We start from the raw sequence: 23,107 nt of genomic DNA, 5'->3' as shown, positions 1-23,107 counted from the left end.
GGCGGCTGTTTCCGGGTTTGCCGGGCCTGGGGCTGCGGGGCTTTTTGCAGGGGAGAGCCACACCGGTCGCAGAAAACGGAGTGCTGATCGGTTACCTTCGTCCCGCAACGCGGGCACAGGATATCCTGTTTTACCGGAACAGCCGGGGGCAGCCTGGTCCCGCATTTGTTACAAAAAACCGATTCATCATCGGGAGCCTGCGTCCCGCATTTCGGGCAGAACTGAACCATACTGAAGTACTGTCTGTTCTGTTTGGATAAAAAAGGAGATATATCGTGCGTAAGGGTCCGGGGATTCACTCCCTGACCTTCCGGCGACAGCCGCACGATTACCCCCGCCCCTGTGTCCCGGCAATTGCCCGGAAACTTCCGTGATTGTCCAACAGGGAATCCCTGCATTCCCAAAAACAGAGAGGATGGGCCGGTGTATCCCTGTTGACTGTTCCGTGGTCCCGGAAAATCACATCATGTGGTACCGTATCGGATATTTTTTCAAAATGTTAAAAAACCTGCAGCAACGATATTCACATCACTGGTACAGCAATGACCATGGACGACGACCTCTCCCGGATTGGCATATCGCTGCCGAAAAACCTTCTCGACCGTTTCGATGAGATCCTGAACTACCGCGGCTACTCTTCCCGTTCGGAGGGGATCCGCGACGCGATCCGGACCTACATCACGTACTACAAGTGGATGTCCGATGTAAAAGGAGAGCGGGAAGGTGTCATCACGATGGTGTACGACCATGACCAGCGCAACCTCCTGACAACCCTTACCGATATCGAGCATGACAATCAGTCCATCATCAAGGCCTCGCTCCACTCGCACGTCACCCACGACCGGTGCCTTGAGGTGATCCTTGTCCATGGCGACGGCACCCAGCTCAAGGCCCTCGCTGAGAAGCTGATGTCCCAGAAAGGGGTTGAGTCGGTCAAGCTCACGACGATATCGCTGGAGGATTAACGGAGTTCTTTTTCCGGTTTTTTCTTGAGGGAAAATATTTGTACCGTCACTGAATGATCCGAAAGTGTAGACTCCCTGCCGCTGTAAAATTATGTTCAAAGAAGTGATGATGGGGACTGATGCCCCTCAATCCCCCATTATGATAGATGCTGCCGCCCCCGCGGGGCCTCAATTTTCCGGTTTATCCCAACAGGTAATTGCGCCGCCGTGCCGCGGAGCGGCCCTGAAGCGGGGAGCCATCGTAAAGAGCCAGCATGGGCTTGGCTGAATAAATCCGGAAAACAGAAAACGGGGGATTTTAATGGGGATTAGTGGGTATCCGGGCTTTATATGTGGCCGGGCGATTTTGACAAAACGGGATGGGTGAGATTCTTCAGCGTTATTGGAAATCCTCTTGGAGGGCAGATTCCGCCAGTGCCCGGGCCAGATCCGGAATAATTGATCCGGTATCGTTGATCCCGGTGCGCTCCGTACTAAAGCCATCCCGGATAAGCCGTGAAGCAGCCCGGGTTGCATCGTCCTCCGGTATAAGACCCCACCCGGCCTCGTCGACAATATGGAGAATTGCTGACACCAGTGCAACCCGTTCCGGTTCCCGTGCCTGCTCTTGCAAACGCTCCATGAACTTTTCCTTTACACGGTTGTCGGAAAACGATCGTTGTGGATGAATATTCGCGCTATTCCAGATATCCTCAACCGTGACACCGAACCGTGCGAGCCGTACGAGCACATCCCGTTGGAATGCAGCCGACAATCCGGTCTCCATCTCCAGTGCTTCTATCGTCGCCCCGATAACCGTGCTCCCGATGAGTTCGCCGAGCTTCGCGTGCTTTCCTGCATCTGACAGATGAAGCGGCGAGCCGGGATCCGTGACAATGGCAATCATATCCGTACCGGACCCGGTTGCAATACCGGTCGAGTATATACTCCGGGCCATCAGCTGCTGGAGTGCTGCAGCCTTTGCCTCGGTCGCAGTCATCAGCGCACGGGACATCGCGTGCTCCGGCAGGTCAGCGCCGATGATCAGGATAGTATTGATCGTGCCTCCCACCGGCTCGAACGTATCGCCATTTTCATAATAAGAGGCAGGATCCCCGGCCCGGCCGCCGTTCCTGTCTAAGCCGGCAGTCACAATGGCAGCTACGGTAAGGTCGCGGAATGTTTCGGAAACGACCGCCGTATTCTTCATCCCCGCACGGGTGACCAGCCCGGTCACGCGAGACGGATCGAACCCGAGATCGGAAGCAACTTCTTCAAGATAGGTTCTGATCCGTCTCCCGTTGTGGCAGGCCTCGCAGGCCTCAAGGGAGATCTGGTGGTTGAAGACCGCCCTGAGATCTGTCCGGTATCCCCCATTCAGCCACGAAGTCGAGAGGACATTGCACGGCCCGAGGAAATGGACGGTCACCGAATTCCCGCAGCGTCCCATCTGTACATTTGCAGGAATGACGGCCCTGTCAATGATCCCATTCACTTCCCCTTCCTCCGGAACGCTTCCGCCGCGGCAACAAACTGCCGGCAGAAAGTATCGTTGAAATACGCATGGGTATACGTCCCGACCGCGTTATGCTCGGTGAGGCCATCGTTCCCCTCACGAATCCCGGTGCCCTGCGTCAGGCAGAGGGAGAATCGTGCATCGCGATCGCATATCACCCGGGAATAATGGAACTCGTGCCCGAGAACGGGAGAAGCACCGGCCCATGATCCGGTATAATCGGGAAAGGTTCCTTTAACGTACCCGAGAGCCTGGATCCTGTCCGTCATCTCTGCGCTGGCAGGCAGGATGCCGGCCATCCGGTACTCGCGATCGGCAGAGATCGATCTGCTCAGGTACATGAGCCCGCCACATTCATCATACACCGGCATGCCACGGTCAGCCATCTCGCGGATGGCATGCCTGCACTGCGAAGTTTCGAGTTGTCCGGCATACAGCTCCGGGTATCCCCCGCCGATGTAAAGCCCATCGGTGTCCGGAAGCCTGTCGTCCATGGGAGAGAAAAATCTGAGTTCTGCCCCGGCCTGCCTGAGCCTGTCGAGATTGTCCTGGTAGTAAAAACAAAATGCCCGGTCCCACGCAATACCGATGACCGCCCGTTTTCCGGCTTCAGGCATCTCATCGGAAGAGGAAATACGCGGCATCTCCGGGGCAGACCGCGAGATCGCCAGGATTGCGTCGAGGTTGCACGAGTCCCGGACAACGGCACCGTACGCCTCCATCCCGTCCGATTCATGTGCCATCACAAGACCGAGATGGCGGCTCTGCACGCCGGGTCCACCCTGGCGGGGGATATAGCCGATGGCCGGGACGTATTCTTCCGCAGCAATCATCGAGCGGTGTCTGGCACTTCCGAGCCTGTTGAAGATGACTCCCGTAATCCTGATGCGGGGATCGAATGCCTGGAAACCACGGACAACCGCGTGGACGCTTCGCGATGCCGCTCCTGCATTAACAACGAGAAGGACCGGGGCATCGAGGATCCGTGCCACGTGGGACGTGCTCGCGAAATCCGTTCCGTCAATCCCGTCAAAGAGGCCCATGGCACCTTCGATAACCGCAATATCCGCACCGCGGGATGCCGAAACGAATACCTGCAGGACGCCTTGTTCCCCCATCATGAACGTGTCAAGGTTCCGCGAGACCCTCCCGCAGAGAGCGGTATGGTGCGTGGGATCGATGAAGTCAGGGCCGGTCTTGAACGGCTGGACTTGGAGACCCCGCTCGCCAAGCGCAGCCATCAGGCCGCCGGCAACAGAAGTCTTGCCGCAACCGCTCTCCGTCCCGGCAACAACAATGCGGGGAATGGTCACCGGCATGAAAGACACCCATGACTGTTGCTTTGCCCGGAAAGGCGAACCATCAGGCCCCCGCCTCCCGGAGAACGACCATGATGCCGATGATGAGGACAATGCTGCCGGCACAGAATCCCGGTGACCGTGCAGCAGGTGCCGGGATCTCCCGTGATGTTTTGTCGGCCATTTCCATGGCGCGGATATCCGCTGCCACCTGTTCGGCTGCATCTACAATCCTCGGCCCGGCACGGCTGATGGCATCCGCATTCACAGCGTAAACCCGGTGGTTCTTTACTGCAGAGAGTGAGGCGTACTGCGGGCTCGTCATGAAATCCTCGAGGATTACGTCGCGTATGGCATTGTCCATGCCGCCTCCCCCGCTGACAATGACGATGTCCGGGTTCTTCATCAGGAACTGTTCGAGGGAGACCGTCCCCCAGCCGTCAACATTGGAAAACGCATTCGTACCGCCCGCATGTGCGATAATATCATCCTGCAGGGTATCGTTGCCGCTCACATAGAGCGGCTTGTTCCAGACAACATGTGCAACGGTCGGGCGCCGGGTTGCAGGATTTGCCGGAGCAATGACTGCAAGACGGGCCGAGAGGTTTGCAGCAAGCGTGTCTGCCGTTGATTCTTCTCCGGTAACCGTCCCGATCCTGCGGATGTCCTCTATCACCTGATCGATGTTATGCGGCGACACGACCATGACCGTCAGCCCGAGGGCACGGAGGCGCCGGACCGTCTCCTTCGGCGTGATATCGGATGCGAGGACGAGGTCAGGGTGTGCAGCGGAGACCTTCTCGGTACTGATGGCTGAATAGCCGCCAATCCGGGGAATTGTTTTCACGGCCGGGGGATAATCGCAGACATCCGTCACCCCGACGACCCTGTCGAGAAGGCCGAGCGCGGCGAGGATCTCGGTGTTGGAGGGGGCGAGCGAGACGATCCGCTGTGGCGGGGCTGCGAGCGTGACATTCGCGCCGGAATCGTCGGTCACGGTTACGGCTGAAACAGGCAGGATGTTCAGGCAGAGTGCCAGTGCAAGGATAAGGATTACTGCACTATGACAGGGAACACGGGTCGTTGTGGGTTTCATGATTTTTCTCCGTTCAGGATTGAGGAAAGGCAGCAGATGCTCTCGTCAGCTGCTGCAAGCCCGCGTGTCTCCACGACCAGCGATGCATCCGTGGGAAGGCGCGGCAGCACTGCAGTAAAATCGGTTGTTCCGCTGCCGCATGCTGCATGGTCGTCAATACACCCGTCATTGTCATGGAGATGGACATGGCAGGAGCCGCCGGCGGCAAGGAATGCATCGAGGTTGCCGTTCAGCCGGGCATGGCCGCAGTCGAGAGTCATCCCGAGCCCGCGCAAGGCCAGTTCCGGGATAAACGCCGGCGTCCGGAAATGGCAGCATTCCCATGCACCCATGTTCTCCACGCAGACCCGCACCCCGTGTTCATCCTGGAGACGGACAATGTCGTCAAGCGAACGAAGGAGGGACGCAGAGGACCGGTCCTTCACCTGTTCGTATGCCGAATATCCGGGATGGACGACACAGCGGGTTGCATTGATACGATTGCAGACAACAAGCACGTCTTCCAGGACGGCAACCGAAGCGCTCCGCATACGTTCGTTCACGGACGCGATGTTGGTCTCGCTTGTCGGGGCATGGACGGTGTACGTAAGCGGGTATTCGTCACAGGCTGCGGAGCCGTCGAGCAGGTTGTGGAGGCCGTCTGAAAGAATCTCGACATGGGTTGTACGGCCGGCGAGAATGCCAAGAGCCTTGTCAAGCGGCTGGTCAATGCAGCAGTAGGTCGAGATGAAGAGGGGGCGTCTGCTCATGGGTCACCTTCACGGTTTTTCCGTTGGGATTCCTGTTCCAGATGCCGGAGTATGCTGTCATGGGTTTCACAACAGGGCGAACCGGCATCGAGGATCTGCTGGTATACGGCTGCCGCTGCGCCTTTTGCAAAGTCATATGATGCAATGTCCCGGCCCTCCGGCAGGTGAATGAGCAGCCGCCCGGGGCCTGTGCCCCGGACCGCTTCGAGGACCGGTAAATTCCCGGTTCCGACCGGATGGGCAGACAGGACAATCCGGTCAGATTGCGCGATCATCCGCTTCAGTTTTTCAAGGGCATGGTCCGAAATTTGGGAGAACGGCATGACCGGAATATACGGGATCTTCAGCACCTTTGCAACGGTATAATCGGAATCCGTTGTTGCAAGGATGCCGGCCGAGACAGAATATCCCCTCCGGTACAGGAAACGGAGGAGTTCACCCCCGCTTCCCCCGCCGGAGATGACAAGAACATTCTGGTTATCTTTGGTATGACTGTCCGCATGCCGGGTTCCGAGGGGCAGCAGGATGGTCCGGCCTGTTGCCGGGTGACTGGTTGTGACCACCTCGGCCCCGTAGACATCCCAGACATTTTCCGGGGTCAGGACCTTGGCCGGCGACCCGTCGGCAACAATCTTCCCGTCCCGGATCATCAGGAGCCTGTCGCAGTACTGGGAGGCAAGGTTGAGATCGTGGAAGACCCCGATAATAGTCCTCCCGGAACCGGCAAGGTCGCGTACCAGCGAAAGTATCCCGGCCTGGTGTGCGAGGTCGAGATGCGATGTCGGCTCGTCCATCAGGATCACCGGCGTATCCTGCGCAAGGGCCCGGGCAATGAGCACCCGCTGCCACTCCCCGCCGCTGAGTGCCCGGATCGACCGGTCCTTCAGCCGGCCGATCCCGGTCCGTTCCAGGGCATCGTTACACCGGGCATAATCGTCTGGTGATAACGGGGAGAACCTGCCTGTCCGGGAATACCGCGACATCAGCACGACCTGCATGACCGTGTAGGCGAACGACCGTTCTTCGTCCTGCGGGACAAAACCAAGTACCATGCCCAGCTCGGCAGTCGTATAGTCACAAACCGGCCGGCCATCGAGTTCGAGGATCCCGGTTGCGGGGAGTATCCGGCTGATCGCCCGCAGGAGCGTTGTCTTGCCTGAGCCGTTCGGGCCGATGATGCCCGTGAAGGTTCCCTTTTCAAACGAGCAGCTGACGGACCTGATGATCTCTTCCCCGTTATACCCGGCAGCGAGATTCTCTGCATTGACCGGATCTGGGCCGTTCATGACAAGGCCCCCCGGCGGTAGATGAGCCAGATAAAGAATGGGGCGCCGATGAATGCAGTGATGATCCCGACAGGCAGATCGGAGAAGAATGTCCGGGCCAGGGTATCCGAGACAACGAGAAGGATCCCGCCGGCTAGGATACTGGCCGGGATTACCATGCGGTTGTCCGGGCCGAGGAGCAGCCGGACGATGTGCGGGGTGACGAGCCCGATGAAACCGATTGAGCCGGCGATGGACACGGCGCCGGCAACAAGAAGGGTGCTGCCGCCAAGCACAGTCCAGCGGGCGCGGGCGGCATCGATGCCGAGATGGGCGGCAGTCTCCTCGCCAAGGGAGAGCGCATTGAGGTCGCGGCCCATGAAGAACAGGAGAAACCCGGCCGGTACAAGGATACCGGCCGACAGGATCGCGTCGGACGGCGATGCATTCCAGAACCCCCCCATGAGCCAGAAGAGGATCTGGTGGACGTTCTGGCCGGCCACCGAGATCAGGAACGAGACGATGGCCGAGAAGAAGAACGAGACGGCGATGCCCGTGAGAAGAAGTGTTTCTGTCGAGATGACGCCGCCCCTTCCCGCGATCAACCAGACAATGAGGATGGCAGCAACGGCACCGATCCATGCACAGACGGGGACAAAGAATCCCCCGAGAAAGACCAGCGCGAGCGATGCTCCCAGCGCCCCGCCGGATGATGTGCCGAGGATGTACGGGTCGGCCATCGGGTTCCGGAAGAGCGCCTGCATGGCTGCACCGGCAACCGCTAAGCTTGCACCCACGGAGAATGCCGCAAGGACACGGGGGAGCCGGATGCCGCCCACGATATCAACCGCCCCGGGCGCCGTTGTGACGAAGCCGAAGCCGGCCGGGCCGATAAATGTGCAGAGAATGATCGTCAGGACTGCCACGATGATGAGAGCGATGATGACGGGGATGGTGCGGGTCACAGGATGCGATCACTCCCTGAACCGGATCCTATATGCTCCTTCATGCTCCATGGAGGGCAAGAGAACGCTCCTGTGCCAGGACAAAACGTAGGAAATCGTCCTTATCCCTGATTGTTCCGGCATCCAGTATCTTTTCGGTCGCGGTATCCGACCGGAACATCTGCACCCGGTCCACCGTCAGGGGCTGAACCAAGTAACGCACCTCAAGCGGATTCTCCGGACCATTCAGCCCGGGTTTCCTGGAGTAGTTGTAAGCGAATGCCACGGACCACCGATCCATCTGCATATCCACGTATACTGTCCCCAGTAACTGCTGGTTGTTGTACCGGACCAGCACTTCGTTCTCGAATTTTTCAATAAGGTTATGCGTTTCCTGCTGTGGTCTGAACCCAATAATCCTTGCCAAGGTCTCTGCCTCCATTTTTCAATTTTTCACTGCCGGTTCTCCGGCATTCGTTTTTATGGTCTTTAAAAAAATCCTGTTTAAGGTGCATAACGCAGTTCCATGATAATGCCGCGTCAGATCCAGCGGGACCTGAATCCGTTATGTCAGGACAACCTCGCCGCTGCTGATCACGCGGCTGCTGGTCTTGTCGATGACCTTGTATTCGAGCCGGGTATTCAGGTATGCCGCTTTTCCGCCCTTTGCATCTTCAGGTCTCCAGGAGATCTGTTGAGCATGGTTATACCCATTTTCCGGTGAATGATCAATGCGGCAGTTATCTGCATAGAGCATAAACTTGTCACCGGGGGAGATGAACCCGTCAGAGTCCCCGATTTCCATGATGTAGGATGTGACATCGGACGGGAGGCATGTGCCCCGGGTTGTCTGAATTTTATCAAACGTGTCGATATCGTACTTGTTATCGCCGCTCTGGAGCTGGATGTAGATATCCGAGAGCGCAAAGGAATCTCCGCCGGTGTTTTCAAAGAGCAGACCGTTCTTTGCTGAGAAACCTGCAGGGTAGGTCGGTGCCCAGTCGGTTTCGTCCGTGTCCTGGATATTTTCAATAACCGCTCTGGCAGAAAGCGATGTTTGCGGTGTCTTGCTCTGGTCACCACTGAGTCCCCCCGCAAATGCGCTCACAACGGCGGCAATGATGATCGTAACGACAAGCATCAGCATAACGCCGACTACGGGCGAGACTGCCGAATCGCTTACTGTCTTCATGGTACAATCACCTCTTTGTCAAGAATGTATTTGCCACTGGGCGTATGCAGGATCTTGACATCAACTACCGATCCTGATTTAAACTCGTAATCATCGTCGGTGATGTCAAATCCGAGGATGGCGCTGGTGCCCTCATCAGAGCCGGAACTGAGAATGTCTCCTGCCTTCCAGGTGAAATTGCCGAAATCCTTGTGAGGGTTATTGCCCGAATAGCCAAGGGACATGTCATTGAGCAGGGGGACTCGCGTGTAGGTTCCGTGCCCGTACAAATCCGTGGCTTCGCTGATAGGCGTCTGCGTGTGCTTAAGGGCAGTACCGTTCGGGTGCGTGAAATACGTGATGATATTCACATCCCTGGTTGGAATGGGATCACCACTCAGATGCTCGAATACCATTTTCAGGTTAACGTAAGCGGGTCCCATACCCCCGTCATCTTCCATGAACTTCACATCGATCGATGCCTGCGGTGCTTTCTTTGTTCCCGTGGAGAGACCCCCGGCAAACGCGGAGACAACCGCTGCGATGATGATAGTGACCACAAGCATCAGCATCACGCCAACTACTGGCGAGACAGCCTGCTCCGGTTCAGTCATCGTTTTCTTTTCCATTCTTCATCTCCCAACACTGGCCATCATGCAATGTGCAAAGATCTCTCTCATTTCAGTGACTGCATGGTATCACCGCTGATGGCTTGATCAATGTAGCTTGTGTTAAAACTATTTAAGTTGATCATTTTAAATTGTTTTAGAACAAATTAACTTGTATTAAGAGAACAACCCTACAATGAAACGGGAGGTCGATTATTATCAGCAATAACAATCCGGCACCGTGTTTGCGAGAGAGAAACCGGCAATTCCTCCTTTCAATTCTGCTCCTGCTTTCGATCGCAGCAGCTGTATCCGGTTGCCTGAAGGTCATGCAACAGTATTCGGATGACGGGAGCATGGCAGGACCAGTTCACGGGCAGGAAAATCATACGATACCAACCAGGATGATACCTCCCGGCATGGTAACGCTGTCCGTCGCTGTGCCGGTGACCGTTACAGATGCTGCCCCTTCATCGCCCGTCTTTGTTACCGATGCACCGCCCTACATGACCCCGGATCCCTACCCGGCCCAGCACGCGATGCGGATCAGTACACCAGCAGAGCCTTCGCGAAACCTCCGGTACCCGGACTTTCGCAGGACCTTTGCATTGAGGGGGAATTCAACCGGCCTTGTCGTGAATGCAACAAGTCTGAACAACGGCCCCCTCTGGATATCTTTCGATATCGAACCATTACACGATTGTCTAGAGGATGCAGAGTCCTGCCGGGGAAATACGGAAAAAACGATCGGCCGCCCGTACTTCACGCTCACTGTCCGCGACAACGGAACCCGTGCCCTTGTGGCAGAGGACGGGTACGGTGGGATCTATAGTTCGCAGAAGACAAACCGCACGATGAAGATCTACGAGGAAGGATGGTATCACCTGACGCTGGAGGGAAACTGGGCCGATGTCACCCTGTCTTTAAGCACCGGCGCGTTACAGAACACGACACCGATGAAGACTGCTGTGACCGGTATATCCCGGAGAGCCACGCTGTCGCCGGAAATCCTCCGGCATTTGCGGGAGGATACGTGAATGAAGACTTATGAACGGATACTTGTTATGGCGGCGATGGTCTCAGCCGGATGTTCCGGTGTTCTTTCTGCCGGAGAGATGGATCCGGTTCAGAACGGCAGGGAAACAGCCAATTCGGCTGTGAATGAGGATACCCACGCTTCTGCTCCTGAATCCGTTCACCTGCCTACCCGGCTCCAATCTCTCCCTCCCTGGCTCGGGAACCGCACGGACACCGGCGACATCCTGATTCTTGCAGTTTTTCTTTTCGCGTTTCTCAGCGGCTATACCGCGCTCCTCATCGATCTTCCCGTTCCCGTACTTGGGCTCCTCGGGCTCCTCTCGCTGGCATCCCTCGCTCTCACTGCCGGGGCGGTATGGCACCGCTTCACCCCTCCGCCCTCGGGAGTGACCCCGGTAATCCCGGTATCGAGTTCTTGGGCAGGAATCGGATCCCGCCCTCCGTCCGGCAGCCTGCAGCCGGCCTGTACACCAGACCTGCCGCCTTTGAGTGCTGATTCGTCCTCTCTCCTTGACCGGTACTGGATCGAGGCCCCGTTCGTCTCCGTCCGGATCGTCCGCAGGGGGAACGAAGGGTTCACGTACACCGTTGATGAGCCCGCGATCACCCGGGACGAGCAGGTCGTGCTGCTCGAAACCTCCGCCCACCTCCGGAAGGTGATCGTGTATGACGACCCGGACAAGCCGCCGGTCTCCGCGCTGGACAACGAAACGCTCGGCGGGTTCATCCGGGAGTTTCACCCGCGTATCAGCTCCGAACGTCTGGAGGTCCTCTCGTACTACCTCCGCCGCGACCTTGCGGGATTCGGCCCGCTCGATCCCCTCATGCGGGACCCGGCGCTCGAGGACATCAGCTGCAACGGGGAAGATCTGCCAATCTTCATCTTCCACCGCACGCACGGGAGCCTGCCCACGAGCGTGCATTTCCGCGAAGGCGAACTCGACCAGTTCGTGCTCAAGCTCGCCCAGAAGGCGGGCAAGCAGATCTCGCTCTCAAGCCCCATGGTGGACGCCACCCTGCCGGACGGATCACGGGTGCAGATCACGTTCAGCCATGTCGTCTCCCTTCGGGGCAGCTCGTTCACCATCCGGAAGTTCCGCAAAGAACCGATGACCCCTCTCGACCTTATCCGGTACGGCACGTTCAGCCCCGAGGTTCTTGCCTTCCTCTGGCTCGTGATCGAGCACCGCCGGAGCCTCATCATCGCCGGCGGCACCGCGAGCGGCAAGACCTCGACCATGAATGCTGTTTCGCTCTTCATCCCGCTGAATGCAAAGATTGTCAGCCTCGAGGACACCCACGAGATCCAGCTCCCTCACAAAAACTGGCTCCCGACCATCACGCGGGAGCTCGCCGCTGCCGGAGCACCCGGAGACATTGATCTCTTCTCGCTTTTAAGATCCTCGATGCGCCAGCGACCCGAGTTCATCATCGTTGGCGAAGTCAGGGGAAGGGAGGCACAGACGCTCTTCCAGGCCATGAACACCGGCCACGCCACGCTCTCGACCCTCCATGCCGGCAATGTCCGGGAGGCCATTAACCGCCTGACCCACGAGCCGATCAGCGTTCCGCCGGTCATGTTCACCGCCCTTGACCTTGTCGTAAACCAGGCAATCTACACGTACGGCAGTAAGCGGATTCGCCGCTGCTCCGGCATCAGCGAGATCACCGTAGACGACAATGGCACCATCGTCCCCCGGACGCTGTACTCGTTGGATATCCACACGGATGCTATCCAGCGGAACCCGGTGCCGTCCCGGGTGCTGGACGAGATCGCGTCGATGCGGGGATGGTCGCCGGAGCGGGTGGACAGGGAACTGAAGAAACGCGAGGAATTCCTTCGTAATGCCGCTGAAGTGCCATCGCCTGATATCTACGAGCTTGCCGATGCCATGCACAACCTTGGTGAATGAGATGCGCCTTCCCATGTTTTTGGATCATACAGGGGCCATCATCGGGAGGGCCGAGATGGCAGTCATGGGCACACACCTCGACCGTGACCTCTGCGCTGCACACATGCCGGTCACAACGGGGCAGTACCTCCGTACTACCCGTATCACGGTTATCACTTCAGCCCTGGCTTTCCTTGCGTTCTTCGCTTTCATCTCCCTGACCGGCATCTCATTTGGTTTGTTTGCCTTCATCCCGCCGGCACTCTTCTGGGTGCTTCTCTTTGTTTCGATGGTGCCCGGGCTCTGGCTGTACCAGGTCCTGTATCCCGGTATCGTTGCGCGGGGAAGGAAGAGCCGGATCGAACTCGAACTCCCGTACGCAGTCTCATACATGCAGGCGCTCTCCACTACCATGCCCCCGTTCGCGGTCATCCGGCGCGTGTATGAGGAACGGCAGATGTTTTCGGATGTCTCAGCCGAGTTCGGCCATGTGGTCAGGGACGTCGAACTTTTTGGCGACGACATGATCACTGCCATGCGCAATCTCCAGAAAACAACGCCGTCGCCGCTCCTTGCGGACTTCTTCAACGACCTGTGTATCGTTTTCGAAAGTGGCGGGGACTTCTCCGCATATCTTGCATCGAAGACTGACTATTTCCACCAGCAGGCCCGGCGCGAGCTCGACCTCGTGCTGAAGACCATGGAGATCATGGCCGAGGTTTATGTATCAGCCTTCGTTGCCGGGCCAATTGCCCTCATCATCATGATCGTGGCACAGGGTATGACCAGCCACTCGGCCATGGCCTGGCTCCTGCCGTTCATGTACATCTGCATCCCGGCCGGGGCGATTATCATGATCTGGATACTCTCACTGATGCTTCCGCCGGAGAACCTCGAGGTCACGAGCAGCGGGAGCGTGGAGTACGGTTCCGGCGCGCCCGTGCTCGGCAGCGATGCCCCGTCCGATCCGGAACTACACCGGCATATCGAAGCAAGACGACAGCGGATACGGATTGCCGATCAGCTGCGCCACCCGTTCCGTGCCTACATGTCCCGGTACAGTTACGGCATGGCTGCAGGTGCAGCCCTGGCCTCCCTTGTGTCTGTCCTGCTCGCGGGCGGGGCCCTGCGCGGGGTTTTCCCGGCCAACACCTTCGAAGCCGGGATCTGCCTTGTCCTCATTGCCTTCATGGCGCCGGTCTCCCTTGCCTATGAAGGGCGGAAGCGGTACGTGAACAGCATCGAGGCAAACATTCCGGAGTTCCTGCGGGAACTCGCGGACATGGAGGAGATCGGGCTGACGCTGCCGGATGCCATCCAGCGAATCTCTTCCGCCAAGCTGGGCCTGCTCAGTTCAGAGCTCTCGCTTGTCTCGCGGGATGTCGGTACCGGCTCCTATATCAGCACCGCGCTCGTCCGGATGGACCAGCGGATCGGTCTCGTCTCGGTCAAGCGGGCTGTCTCGCTGCTGGTCAAGGCCGGGGAGATAACGAACGACCTCCGGCAGATCTTCCTGATCGCCATCACGGACTTTGAGCATTACCTGAAGATGAAGCGGGAGCGGGCCAATACCGCAATCGTATACGTCATGATCATCTACCTCTCGTTCGGTATCTATCTCTTCACGGCGTATCAGCTGAACGGGCCGTTCATGGTCAGTTTCTCAAAGTACAACATCGCCTTCAACATTGCCCGGAATATCACCGACATGTTCCGGATCGGGATCATCCTCGGGCTCTTCTCCGGCATCATGGCCGGCCAGTTCAGCTCGAACAGCATCCTTGCCGGGTTCAAGCACAGCATCGCCCTCCTTGCGGCTGCAATCATCCTGTTCGTATTCATCGTGTGAGCGTGTCCGACATGTATCGCAATACCCGGAAAAACTTTAACGCGGTCTCGGAAGTTGTCGGTGAGATGCTGATGATCAGCCTGGTCCTGATTCTCGTTTCAGTCTTCTCAGTGTCGCTTGCCGATCACCTCCCATCGGAACGAGTTCCGTCCGTCACCATCATGGTGAGCAACGATACCTCCGGGAACATCATGCTCTGGCACAAGGGTGGGGACTGGGTGAAAGCTGATTCGCTCAGGGTCAGAGTTTTTGAAACCGACGGGGATGTCACTACTTATACGTCTGGGGGCATTCCCCCCTTCATGCTGGTACCTGACGTGGATTCATTCGACCTTGAGAGCAACATCACGGTGAACCGGGGCCTGCCGCTTCTTGGCAACGAGAGCGTTTCGCTGTATACCGACCGGGCGGTTCTTTTTTCAGGTACCATTGGAAGGGGTTCACCGTGAAGGACGATGCGGTAGCGCCGGTCATCGCGGTCATGCTTATTCTTGCGGTTGCGGCAACGGCTGTTGCGATCTTCAACGGGGTTTATATCCCGTCGCTTAAGGAGGAATCTGAAACGGTACATCTCCATAACGTCGAATCATCGTTCCAGCATTTTTCCTCTGATATCGAGCGGGCTGTTGCAGAAGGGGCGAACGGGGTGACCGTGAGCGAACCGGTCCAGCTCGGGGGCGGGGATGTCTTTCTCAATCCGCTGCGTTCGGGAGGATCACTTCTGATCATGGACGAGGATAAGCCGGTTTGCACGGTTTCCCTGTATGACAGCAGCGGCGTCCTGATCGGGGAGATGAACAGCACGCTTGTCAATATTTCGTATGAACCCTCGGGTAATTTCTGGCAGGACCAGGGATACCGCTGGCAGGAGGGGTACCTGAATATAACCAAGTATGACGGGAAGAGACAGGGGCCTCTCGGGTATGCCAACATGATTGACGTGAGCAACAATCTCAATGGCACCGGAACACTCGCGGCATTTGCCGGATCGTTCGGGAGTGCGGAATATACCATCAACCGGACGCTTTACCAGAATGTGACACCGACTGCGAATAACCGGTTCACTTTCTCATCACCCGACGATACCTGCTCCCGGATCGTGCTTCGTGCGGTGAACCTCACGACAGCACCGGGGCACTCCTTTGCTGGTGGCAATGGTTTTGGGAAACTCGTGCTGGAGTCCAGCGTTACGCCGGTTGAGTATCATGACATTATTGCAATCACAATCAGGTCCTCTATGAACCCCTTCGGCAACGCGACATTCCGGAACTGGAACGAGAGTTTCACGGCAATGACCGGAGACTGCAGGAACAATATCGGGTATGTTGCTGATCCTCTTTTTTCCGGTGAGGGTTTCAGCATGTTCGCTGTCAGGCAGCAGGTCAGCCCCGTGAACGTCACGCTCAGAGTAGTGACGATTAAAGCCGGCGCGTACTGAATAAACGTGGCTGACGGCATTCCGGTCTGGCCGGCCCCGTCGTTTTTTCAGGAAACAGTCAGATCGTGGATAACATACGTTATTTTCGAAGTCTCAAGCCGTTTCACGAAATCAGAAAATTCCTCGTCCACGATCACGATAGCGCAGTCGATGCCATGGAGCGCCGCCTCAATGATCCCTTCGCGTGCCCCAAAGAACAGGTCGGATTCTCTCCCGGCAGATTTCAGCGCAACGAGCGCTTCAACACCGACAGCTGTGATAAAACGGATCCCCGAGATAACCGATTTCAGTTTTTCCTTCTGTACCCGGTGTGAACCGCCCTGGCGTATCCCGGGTATCTTGCAGATACGGACAACGCCGTCGCGGTGCTCGATCATGCCGGCGAGGTGCGCTATACCGACATCCATTCCTTTTCCGGCATCGGCCACGACCGACCCGGTTGCAGACCTCGGGCCCTTTGCCGCGTACAGGAACCCGTCCTGCATGTAAACTCCAGCCTCGTCACCGGCCCGGAGATCCTCGGCCGCAATCGCCGTCCAGACCGCAACCTGCTGGACGATATCACTCCGGATGTGCCGTGCGTAGGATTCAATTGACCCTGCACTGGCAAGCAACCACTCAATGCCGGCCTTTGTCACCTCGTAATTCCCCCGGCGGCTTGCCGATACGAGGCCTTCGTCTGCAAGCTCGCGGATATATTCCGAGATTGCCTGGGGGGTGACTCCCAGTTTGTCGGCAATCTCCTGCTGGCGCACGGACGGCTGGTGCTCGGCAATTTCAGCAAGGATCTGGAAACGCGAGATCTCGCGCTTGTTCCGCAGGATGGTGTTCAGAGGATCTTTCTTATCCCGGGTCATGGTCCGCCAGCTCCGGATGACTGTTTTTATTATTCCGCGCTTTTCCCCCGCGCCTGCCCGAGCCAGTACCCGAACACCCCGCCGACAAAGATCCCTCCGAGTGCAGCCTGCAGTGCAAAGAGACAGGACTCTATCTCGCCGCTGGGCGGCTCCCACTGGGGGATGAGCGGTGTGAAACTTTCCACGTCCTTTCCGGACAACTCGGCGATAAGGCCGGATCCCACGTTGTCGGATCCGGCGAATTCCGCACCCTTCATTGTCGCGCTGGTGTACAGGAAGAGCCCGCAGAACGCGATGATTGCAACGGCAGTGAGAATTTCGAGCATGTACTTCCGTGCCATCAGGCCTCCCCCCGTGCGGCATTAATCTGTTCCTCAGAAAAGATCTTCAGCCGGATCAGGATGTCGGGCTTGAGCGCCACGATATACTTGAACACCAGCGCGAGCACGATGCCTTCAACAATCGCAAGCGGAATCTGCGTCACGGCAAAGATGGCCATGAACATGATGAACGATGTGGTGATTCCTCCGGTTGCAGCCGGGTACGCGAGCGCCAGTTCAAGCGATGTGGTGACATAGGTGAACATGTCCGCAAGGGCAGTTGCCAGGAACACCGTGACGTAGATATTGACGGGAGTGTCCCGGAGCAGCCGGTAGATGCCGTACCCGACCAGCGGCCCGACAATTCCCATCGACACGATGTTGGCTCCGAGAACCGAGAGCCCGCCATGGGCAAGGAAGAGGCTCTGGAACAGGAGTACGATGGCACAGATAACCGCGGTGATCCACGGCCCGAACGAGATGGTTGCAAGCCCCGTACCGGTCGGGTGCGAACAGCTGCCCGTCACCGAAGGGAGTTTCAGGGACGAGAGGATGAAGACGAATCCCCCGACAACTCCGAGGAGCGGGAGTGCTTCACGGTCCGCCCGCATGACTTTTTTCAGCTGCCATACGCCGAGCATGAGGCAGGGAAGCGCGATGATCCACCAGATCAGGCACCACTGCCACGGCAAGAAACCTTCCATGATGTGCATGATAATACAGGAACAACTTTACTTGTTTTAACTAAATAAATATTGCTTAGTTGTGATCGCGCCGGCAGCAGTCAATCTTTCGCCTTCCTTTGTCAACAGCAACGAGCCCATGTCCCGGCCTGCCTCTCACAATAATAGTGCAGCAGTCCCACGATTCCAGAAAAGGAAAGCCCGGATATCCGCTTATCGGGGGCAGATACAGGCATTTCCCGGAACAATGGTGTCATTTTTCCACGAACCGCTGTCATCCGGGCCGGAAAATGAGGTAAACGGAGGGATGAAATCGTCTCTGTTGACTGTCTCCCTCCCCCAGCCGGGTTTCTGATGGCCCGGGGGATCATTATTCCCCTGCAGGCAGGTCTGCTGCTATCATCCTTTCCTGTTCGGTTCCTGCAAGTGCATTCCCGGCATGACAAACTGGTGTATCACCCGGCACTACCATATCCGCAGACGCTGCCGGCCCGGCATCTTCCGGAATGTATACCGGACTTCCGGCGCCGGTGCAGTTGCCCCGTCCGCACCGGCTTTCTGGATGGCGTTCCATCTCTTCAGCCAGCGTTGTTGGATAAAAGAGATATCTTCAATGGGAAAACGGGATCCGGTATTTCCCTGGAGGAATCACCGGTCCCGCATCCCGGAACAAGGGACGTGGATATGAGTGAATGAGTGAGTATCCTGTGTTCAGAACTCTTCTGCTATACCATACCCCCAGTTGTAGAGCGTGTCGATCGGGCTGCTTTTCGGGAAGAGGGTACAGGTCAGCCCCTTCCCCCGCAGGAACCGTTCTGCGGTTGCGGGGGAGATCGGCATGATCTTGTCTCTCCCGTTCCTGCCGGCATGCCAGAGATGCAGATAATATGTCATTCTCTGCTCTCTATCCGTGTGGAGATAGAGATCCTTTCCCTGTTTTGCGAATTCCGGGGAGTATCTTCTGGGCCTGGCTGCCGCATACAGGCAGATATCGCGTCGGGTATCGGCCTCGATCTTCCTGCTTCCGTCATACAGTTGCGCTTTCATCATCTCAACTCCTGCCCGTGCCGGGACCGGTTTCCCCGCCGGCCCTGCACGGCCAATAACATGAGTGGCTTTGACCTTGTCGAAGGGTCAGGTGTTGCCGGCGGTGCCGGCCATACCCTGTATCCAGTATGGGGGCCGGTTGTTCTTATACTTTTTCAAATTCGTAGCAACTTATAGGCATAAAAATTTAATATTGTAGCAAATTGCGGTTCAGCGTTATGCTGCCCATCGAATAATTTTTTCTGGAAAAAGTGAGTGTCCTCCAGCTACGGATCCGGTGCATCGGCAATATGGGGTTTCCGGTAACTCATGTAGATCTGGTTATGGTGCCGGGCCCATCGCATCATGGGCCGGATCACCTCGCGGAGTTCCCGGCCATGCTCCGTGAGCAGGTACTCGACCCGCGGCGGGATCTCATTATAAGAAATACGTTCAATGAGTCCGGTGTCTTGGAGTTCCCTTAAGACATCGGCAAGCGACTTTGGGCTGTTCTCCCCGCAGTCTTTCATGATTTCCTTGAACCTTATTTTGAAAACAATGTAACAATTGTTATTTTGAGTCATACTGAAATTTACAAATTCAAAAACATTGTAGTAAAAAAAATCACATGATCATGTTTTAATAACACTCAATTTTAATTAATTGTAGATTCGTATGAAAAAGACATGGATGTCCTTCATTATCGTAACAACACTGATCCTTGCATTTGCAGTATGTGCCGGATGTACCGGTAACGCATCTCCTTCACCGACTGCCGCAACCGGGACACCGGCATCATCAGCCACGACAACTATCACGGATGGTTATGGCCGGAACGTTGTTATCCCGTCAAATCCGGATAAGATTATCTGTTCCGGTGCAGGTTGTCTCCGGTATGTCGTGTATCTCGGGGCGCAGGACAAGGTCGTGGGTGTGGACAGTATCGAGAAGAAAGCCCAGTCCCCGGAAGGCCGGGCTTATAGCATCGCGAACCCGCAGTTCTCCTCCCTCCCGCTCTTTGGCGAGATGCGGGGCAAGGATGACCCGGAGAAGATCATCGGGATCGGTCCGCAGGTGGTCTTCAAGAGCGGCTCGACAACGTCCATGAATGCAACGAGCGCGGCGGAAGCCGACACCCTGCAGAACAAGACCGGTATTCCGGTCATCGGGTTCCCGTACGGTTCCCTCCGGACCCCTGCTGAAAAAGCAGATATGTACAATTCCCTGCGGCTAATCGGAAAGACGCTCGGGAAAGATGCACGGGCCGAGGAACTGATCGCATACATTGATGCAACAACCGCAGATCTCGAGCGACGTACGAAGGACATTCCGGCTGACCAGCAGAAGACCGTGTATATTGGTGGCGTCAGCTCGGCCGGCGCCCATGGCATCATCTCGACCGAGCCGGCCTACCCGCCCTTCCTCTGGGTACATGCAAAGAACATCGCAGCACAGTCCGGAAGCCAGCATGCAGATATCTCAAAGGAAGTGATCGTGAGCGGGGACCCCGAGTACCTGTTCATCGATGTGGGCACGACCCAGATGGATAACGAAGGAGCGATCGGTGAACTCAAGACCAACGCTGCCTATTCCAGTCTCAAATCCGTGAAGAACGGGAACGTGTACGGTGTCCTGCCCTACAACTTTTACAGTACCAACTACGAGACCGTTCTTGCGGATTCCTATTACATAGGAAAAGTCCTGTATCCAGACCGGTTTGCCGATGTAGACCCGAAACAGAAAGCTGACGAGATCTACACGAAATTTGTCGGGAAGCCTGTCTTCTCAACACTCAACGGCAACTACCGGAATCTCGGGTTTGCGAAAATTACACTCTGATACGGAAATAGTGCCATGCACCTGGAACAAGGAACGGTCCCCCGGGATTACCAGTCGTACCTTGACCGCAAGGTCCGGTGGATCGTCTTCGGCATCCTTGTCGCATTTTTCCTGTTTGTGATGGCAATATCCGTGGGTGCCGTTGCCATCCCACCGCTTGACGTAATCCAGACCCTCTTTGGGATCTCCGCCTCGGTCAAGTGGGAACGGATCATCTGGAACATCCGGCTGCCGCAGGCACTGGCGGCAGTCATTGCCGGTATCGGCCTCGCCATTGCCGGCGTTGCCATGCAGTCCATCCTCCGGAACCCGCTCGCGTCCCCGTTCACGCTCGGTATATCCAGTGCCGGTGCGTTCGGGGCCGCGGTCTCCGTCGTCCTTCTCGGGACCGGTAACATCCATTCAACCGTGGCGAACCCGATCTCCATCTCGAACCCGTACCTGACAACAGTGGTCGCGTTCATCTTCTGCATGCTGGCAACCGGTGTCATCCTGATGATCTCGCACATCAAAGGAGCGTCGCCGGAAGTGATGGTCCTGACCGGCGTCGCCCTCTCTTCCCTCTTCTCGGCCGGCGTCATGTTCCTCCAGTACTTTTCCACCGATGCCCAGCTGGCTGCCGTTGTCTTCTGGACCTTTGGCGATGTGGGCCGGGCAACATGGGACATGCTGCCGCTGATGTCGTTTGTCGTGGGGGCGGGCACGCTCTATTTCATAGCAAACCGCTGGAACTACAATGCCATCGATGCCGGTGACGAGACAGCGCAGGGCCTCGGCGTCGATGTCTCCCGCGTCCGGCTTGTGGGGATGACAATAGCGGCGCTTATATCCGCCGTCATTGTCGCGCTGCTCGGCGTGATCGGGTTCGTGGGCCTGGTCTGTCCCCACATGGTACGGAGGATCATCGGGGACGACCAGCGCTACCTCATCCCGGGCTCCGCAGTGATGGGGGCGATCCTGCTGCTTGCTTCGGACACGGTGGCCCGGGTGATCGTTGCACCCTTCGTGCTGCCGGTTGCCGTCCTGACAGCGTTCATGGGAGCACCGGTATTCATCTTCCTTCTCTTCAGGGGGTATAAACGATGACAGAAATGCTGACCGTAAACGAACTGAAATTCATGTACCGGAACAGGAACGTTCTCGAGAAGATCGGCTTCTCCATTGAACAGGGACAGGTCGTTGCCGTGCTCGGCCCCAACGGGGTCGGGAAGACGACGCTCTTAAAATGCCTGAACCGGATCCTGCGGCCCCGGGAGGGGGCCGTGATGCTCGATGACGAGAACCTGCTTGGTCTTACCACCATGGAGATCGCCCGCCGTGTTGGTTACGTTCCGCAGCGGGTGGAGACCGGGCGCCTGACAGCGTTCGATGCAGTCCTGCTCGGCCGCCGCCCGCATATCGGCTGGGATGTGACGCCCCGGGACATTGCCATCGTGGATGCAATCTTCACGAAACTCGGCATGGAATCTCTCCGCCTCTCGTATATTGACGAGATGAGCGGCGGGGAACTCCAGAAAGTCGCCATTGCCCGGGCGCTCGTGCAGGAGCCGAAGGTGCTGCTCCTCGACGAGCCGACCAGCAACCTTGACCTGAAGAATCAGGTGGATATCCTCACGACCATCCGCGATATTGTCCGCGACCACAAGATAGCGGCTGTCATGACCATGCACGATCTGAACCAGGCACTGCGGTTTGCTGATACCTTCATCTTCATCAAGAACGGATCGGTGTATATTCACGGCAGCAATGATATCGTGACCCCCTCGGTCATCGAGGATGTGTACGGCCTGCCGGTCATGATTGGAGAATTCGGCGGCATCCGGTGTGTTATTCCCGGTGCCTGTAAAATTGCATAGGAGAATTGTTCATGCACGACAACAACAACCACAAAAATCAACACGGGAACGACACTGGGCACAGCCACGACCACCCGCACCCCCACGATCCCGTGCTCCCGATGGTAACGTTCGATGACTGCATCCGCTTCCACGGGCATTCCTGCCCGGGCCTTGCCCACGGGTACCGTGCTGCCAAGGCTGCGATGGAAGCCCTCGGGGTTTCGCGTCCGGAGGACGAGGACCTTGTCGCCATCTGCGAGACCGATGCCTGCGGCATTGACGCGATCCAGGTGATCGCCGGCACAACGGCCGGCAAGGGCAACCTCGTCATCCACGATTATGGCAAGCACGCGTTCACGTTCTACAACCGGAAGGATGGGAAAGCGGTGCGGATCACCTTCAACCGGAACGAGGCAGCAGAGGACGAGGGAATGATAGCCCTCCGGGCAAAGGTCTTCTCCGGCAAGGCAACGGAAATGGAGGCCGCAGAGTTCCACGAGAAGATGCACAAGGCAACCATCGATCTCCTCCATGCTCCCGCAGATAAGCTGATGAAAATCGAGAAGGTAAAAATGGATGCGCCAAAGAAGGCGCGGATCTTTAAAAGCATGACCTGTGAGGAATGCGGAGAGTCCGTTGCTGATGCAAAGACAAAGATGGTGAAGGGAAAAGTCCTCTGCATTCCCTGTGCGAACGGCTCGCATATTACAAAGAAGAAAAAATGAACCGGCATCTT

At 57.1% G+C, this 23,107-nt stretch carries 24 protein-coding genes and 1 pseudogene; 10 read left to right on the top strand and 15 right to left on the bottom strand.

The genetic code is table 11. From position 1 onward, the window contains the following. Window positions 1-68: 68 nt before the first annotated feature. Window positions 69-230: pseudogene (locus A4E33_RS14725) on the bottom strand (zinc-ribbon domain-containing protein); the annotation flags it as partial. Between the two features lie 312 nt (window positions 231-542). Here A4E33_RS14725 and nikR point away from each other — a divergent pair. After that, a complete protein-coding gene (nikR, locus tag A4E33_RS04950) occupies window positions 543-965 on the top strand; it encodes a nickel-responsive transcriptional regulator NikR (RefSeq protein WP_292346579.1) in 423 nt (140 codons plus the stop codon). 379 nt (window positions 966-1,344) lie between these two features. On the opposite strand, the gene A4E33_RS04945 is transcribed toward nikR, so the two are convergent. The 9 genes from A4E33_RS04945 to A4E33_RS04905 form a co-directional block, all read right to left on the bottom strand. Beyond that, entirely contained in the window at window positions 1,345-2,439 is a 1,095-nt protein-coding gene (locus A4E33_RS04945) for an adenosylcobinamide amidohydrolase (RefSeq protein WP_292346578.1), read from the bottom strand. Then, window positions 2,436-3,779: a cobyrinate a,c-diamide synthase gene (locus tag A4E33_RS04940; RefSeq protein ID WP_292346577.1), complete on the bottom strand. Its 1,344-nt coding sequence runs from the start codon at window positions 3,777-3,779 to the stop codon at window positions 2,436-2,438. Before A4E33_RS04940 ends, A4E33_RS04945 begins: the two co-directional genes overlap by 4 nt. A gap of 43 nt (window positions 3,780-3,822) precedes the next feature. Then, window positions 3,823-4,854, bottom strand: coding sequence for an ABC transporter substrate-binding protein (locus tag A4E33_RS04935; protein ID WP_292346576.1), 1,032 nt, complete (start codon window positions 4,852-4,854; stop codon window positions 3,823-3,825). After that, window positions 4,851-5,603 carry a sugar phosphate isomerase/epimerase family protein gene (locus tag A4E33_RS04930; RefSeq protein WP_292346575.1) on the bottom strand — a complete coding sequence of 251 codons (753 nt, stop codon included), beginning with the start codon at window positions 5,601-5,603 and terminating at the stop codon, window positions 4,851-4,853. Before A4E33_RS04930 ends, A4E33_RS04935 begins: the two co-directional genes overlap by 4 nt. Further along, on the bottom strand, window positions 5,600-6,889 hold the full coding sequence (locus A4E33_RS04925; protein ID WP_292346574.1) for an ABC transporter ATP-binding protein: 1,290 nt from the start codon (window positions 6,887-6,889) through the stop codon (window positions 5,600-5,602). Before A4E33_RS04925 ends, A4E33_RS04930 begins: the two co-directional genes overlap by 4 nt. Next, window positions 6,886-7,833 (bottom strand): iron ABC transporter permease, encoded by a 948-nt coding sequence (locus A4E33_RS04920; RefSeq protein WP_292346573.1) that lies wholly within the window; start codon window positions 7,831-7,833, stop codon window positions 6,886-6,888. Before A4E33_RS04920 ends, A4E33_RS04925 begins: the two co-directional genes overlap by 4 nt. Before the next feature lie 40 nt (window positions 7,834-7,873). Continuing rightward, window positions 7,874-8,239: a hypothetical protein gene (locus tag A4E33_RS04915; RefSeq protein ID WP_292346572.1), complete on the bottom strand. Its 366-nt coding sequence runs from the start codon at window positions 8,237-8,239 to the stop codon at window positions 7,874-7,876. A 138-nt stretch (window positions 8,240-8,377) separates the two neighbouring features. After that, window positions 8,378-9,004: a type IV pilin N-terminal domain-containing protein gene (locus tag A4E33_RS04910; protein ID WP_292346571.1), complete on the bottom strand. Its 627-nt coding sequence runs from the start codon at window positions 9,002-9,004 to the stop codon at window positions 8,378-8,380. Next, window positions 9,001-9,612: a type IV pilin N-terminal domain-containing protein gene (locus A4E33_RS04905; RefSeq protein WP_292346570.1), complete on the bottom strand. Its 612-nt coding sequence runs from the start codon at window positions 9,610-9,612 to the stop codon at window positions 9,001-9,003. Before A4E33_RS04905 ends, A4E33_RS04910 begins: the two co-directional genes overlap by 4 nt. 398 nt (window positions 9,613-10,010) lie before the next feature. On the opposite strand from A4E33_RS04905, the gene A4E33_RS04900 reads away from it, so the two are divergent. The 5 genes from A4E33_RS04900 to A4E33_RS04880 are packed head-to-tail and all read left to right on the top strand — an operon-like array spanning window position 10,011 to window position 15,808. Beyond that, window positions 10,011-10,628, top strand: coding sequence for a hypothetical protein (locus A4E33_RS04900; RefSeq protein ID WP_292346569.1), 618 nt, complete (start codon window positions 10,011-10,013; stop codon window positions 10,626-10,628). Continuing rightward, window positions 10,629-12,542 (top strand): type II/IV secretion system ATPase subunit, encoded by a 1,914-nt coding sequence (locus A4E33_RS04895; RefSeq protein WP_292346568.1) that lies wholly within the window; start codon window positions 10,629-10,631, stop codon window positions 12,540-12,542. It abuts the gene before it with no gap. Window positions 12,543-12,597: 55 nt separating this feature from the next. Further along, window positions 12,598-14,370 carry a type II secretion system F family protein gene (locus A4E33_RS04890; RefSeq protein WP_292346567.1) on the top strand — a complete coding sequence of 591 codons (1,773 nt, stop codon included), beginning with the start codon at window positions 12,598-12,600 and terminating at the stop codon, window positions 14,368-14,370. Window positions 14,371-14,381: 11 nt separating this feature from the next. Beyond that, window positions 14,382-14,819 (top strand): type IV pilin N-terminal domain-containing protein, encoded by a 438-nt coding sequence (locus A4E33_RS04885; RefSeq protein ID WP_292346605.1) that lies wholly within the window; start codon window positions 14,382-14,384, stop codon window positions 14,817-14,819. Next, entirely contained in the window at window positions 14,816-15,808 is a 993-nt protein-coding gene (locus A4E33_RS04880) for a hypothetical protein (protein WP_292346566.1), read from the top strand. Before A4E33_RS04885 ends, A4E33_RS04880 begins: the two co-directional genes overlap by 4 nt. A gap of 47 nt (window positions 15,809-15,855) precedes the next feature. Here the strand turns inward: A4E33_RS04880 and A4E33_RS04875 are convergent, their stop codons facing one another. From A4E33_RS04875 to A4E33_RS04855, 5 genes are all read right to left on the bottom strand, one after another. Continuing rightward, a complete protein-coding gene (locus A4E33_RS04875; RefSeq protein ID WP_292346565.1) occupies window positions 15,856-16,665 on the bottom strand; it encodes a winged helix-turn-helix transcriptional regulator in 810 nt (269 codons plus the stop codon). Window positions 16,666-16,694: 29 nt separating this feature from the next. Beyond that, window positions 16,695-17,006, bottom strand: coding sequence for an energy-coupling factor ABC transporter substrate-binding protein (locus A4E33_RS04870; protein ID WP_292346564.1), 312 nt, complete (start codon window positions 17,004-17,006; stop codon window positions 16,695-16,697). After that, on the bottom strand, window positions 17,006-17,698 hold the full coding sequence (locus A4E33_RS04865) for an energy-coupling factor ABC transporter permease (protein ID WP_292346563.1): 693 nt from the start codon (window positions 17,696-17,698) through the stop codon (window positions 17,006-17,008). The genes A4E33_RS04870 and A4E33_RS04865 overlap by 1 nt, the downstream gene beginning before the upstream one ends. A gap of 681 nt (window positions 17,699-18,379) precedes the next feature. Beyond that, on the bottom strand, window positions 18,380-18,718 hold the full coding sequence (locus A4E33_RS04860) for a hypothetical protein (protein WP_292346562.1): 339 nt from the start codon (window positions 18,716-18,718) through the stop codon (window positions 18,380-18,382). Window positions 18,719-18,981: 263 nt separating this feature from the next. After that, window positions 18,982-19,278 (bottom strand): helix-turn-helix domain-containing protein, encoded by a 297-nt coding sequence (locus A4E33_RS04855; RefSeq protein ID WP_292346561.1) that lies wholly within the window; start codon window positions 19,276-19,278, stop codon window positions 18,982-18,984. Between the two features lie 91 nt (window positions 19,279-19,369). Here A4E33_RS04855 and A4E33_RS04850 point away from each other — a divergent pair, with 91 nt between their 5' ends. The 4 genes from A4E33_RS04850 to A4E33_RS04835 are packed head-to-tail and all read left to right on the top strand — an operon-like array spanning window position 19,370 to window position 23,096. Then, window positions 19,370-20,533 (top strand): iron ABC transporter substrate-binding protein, encoded by a 1,164-nt coding sequence (locus A4E33_RS04850; protein WP_292346560.1) that lies wholly within the window; start codon window positions 19,370-19,372, stop codon window positions 20,531-20,533. Between the two features lie 15 nt (window positions 20,534-20,548). After that, window positions 20,549-21,619, top strand: coding sequence for an iron ABC transporter permease (locus A4E33_RS04845; RefSeq protein ID WP_292346559.1), 1,071 nt, complete (start codon window positions 20,549-20,551; stop codon window positions 21,617-21,619). After that, window positions 21,616-22,389, top strand: coding sequence for an ABC transporter ATP-binding protein (locus tag A4E33_RS04840; RefSeq protein ID WP_292346558.1), 774 nt, complete (start codon window positions 21,616-21,618; stop codon window positions 22,387-22,389). Before A4E33_RS04845 ends, A4E33_RS04840 begins: the two co-directional genes overlap by 4 nt. Window positions 22,390-22,400: 11 nt before the next feature. Then, a complete protein-coding gene (locus A4E33_RS04835; RefSeq protein ID WP_292346557.1) occupies window positions 22,401-23,096 on the top strand; it encodes an FmdE family protein in 696 nt (231 codons plus the stop codon). The last annotated feature ends 11 nt before the right edge of the window (window positions 23,097-23,107 follow it).

The sequence above is a fragment of the Methanoregula sp. PtaB.Bin085 genome (assembly GCF_002067035.1).
Classification (GTDB): Archaea; Halobacteriota; Methanomicrobia; order Methanomicrobiales; family Methanospirillaceae; genus Methanoregula.
Note: the sequence above shows the minus strand (reverse complement) of the source record. Positions and strands in the feature narration are given on the sequence as shown.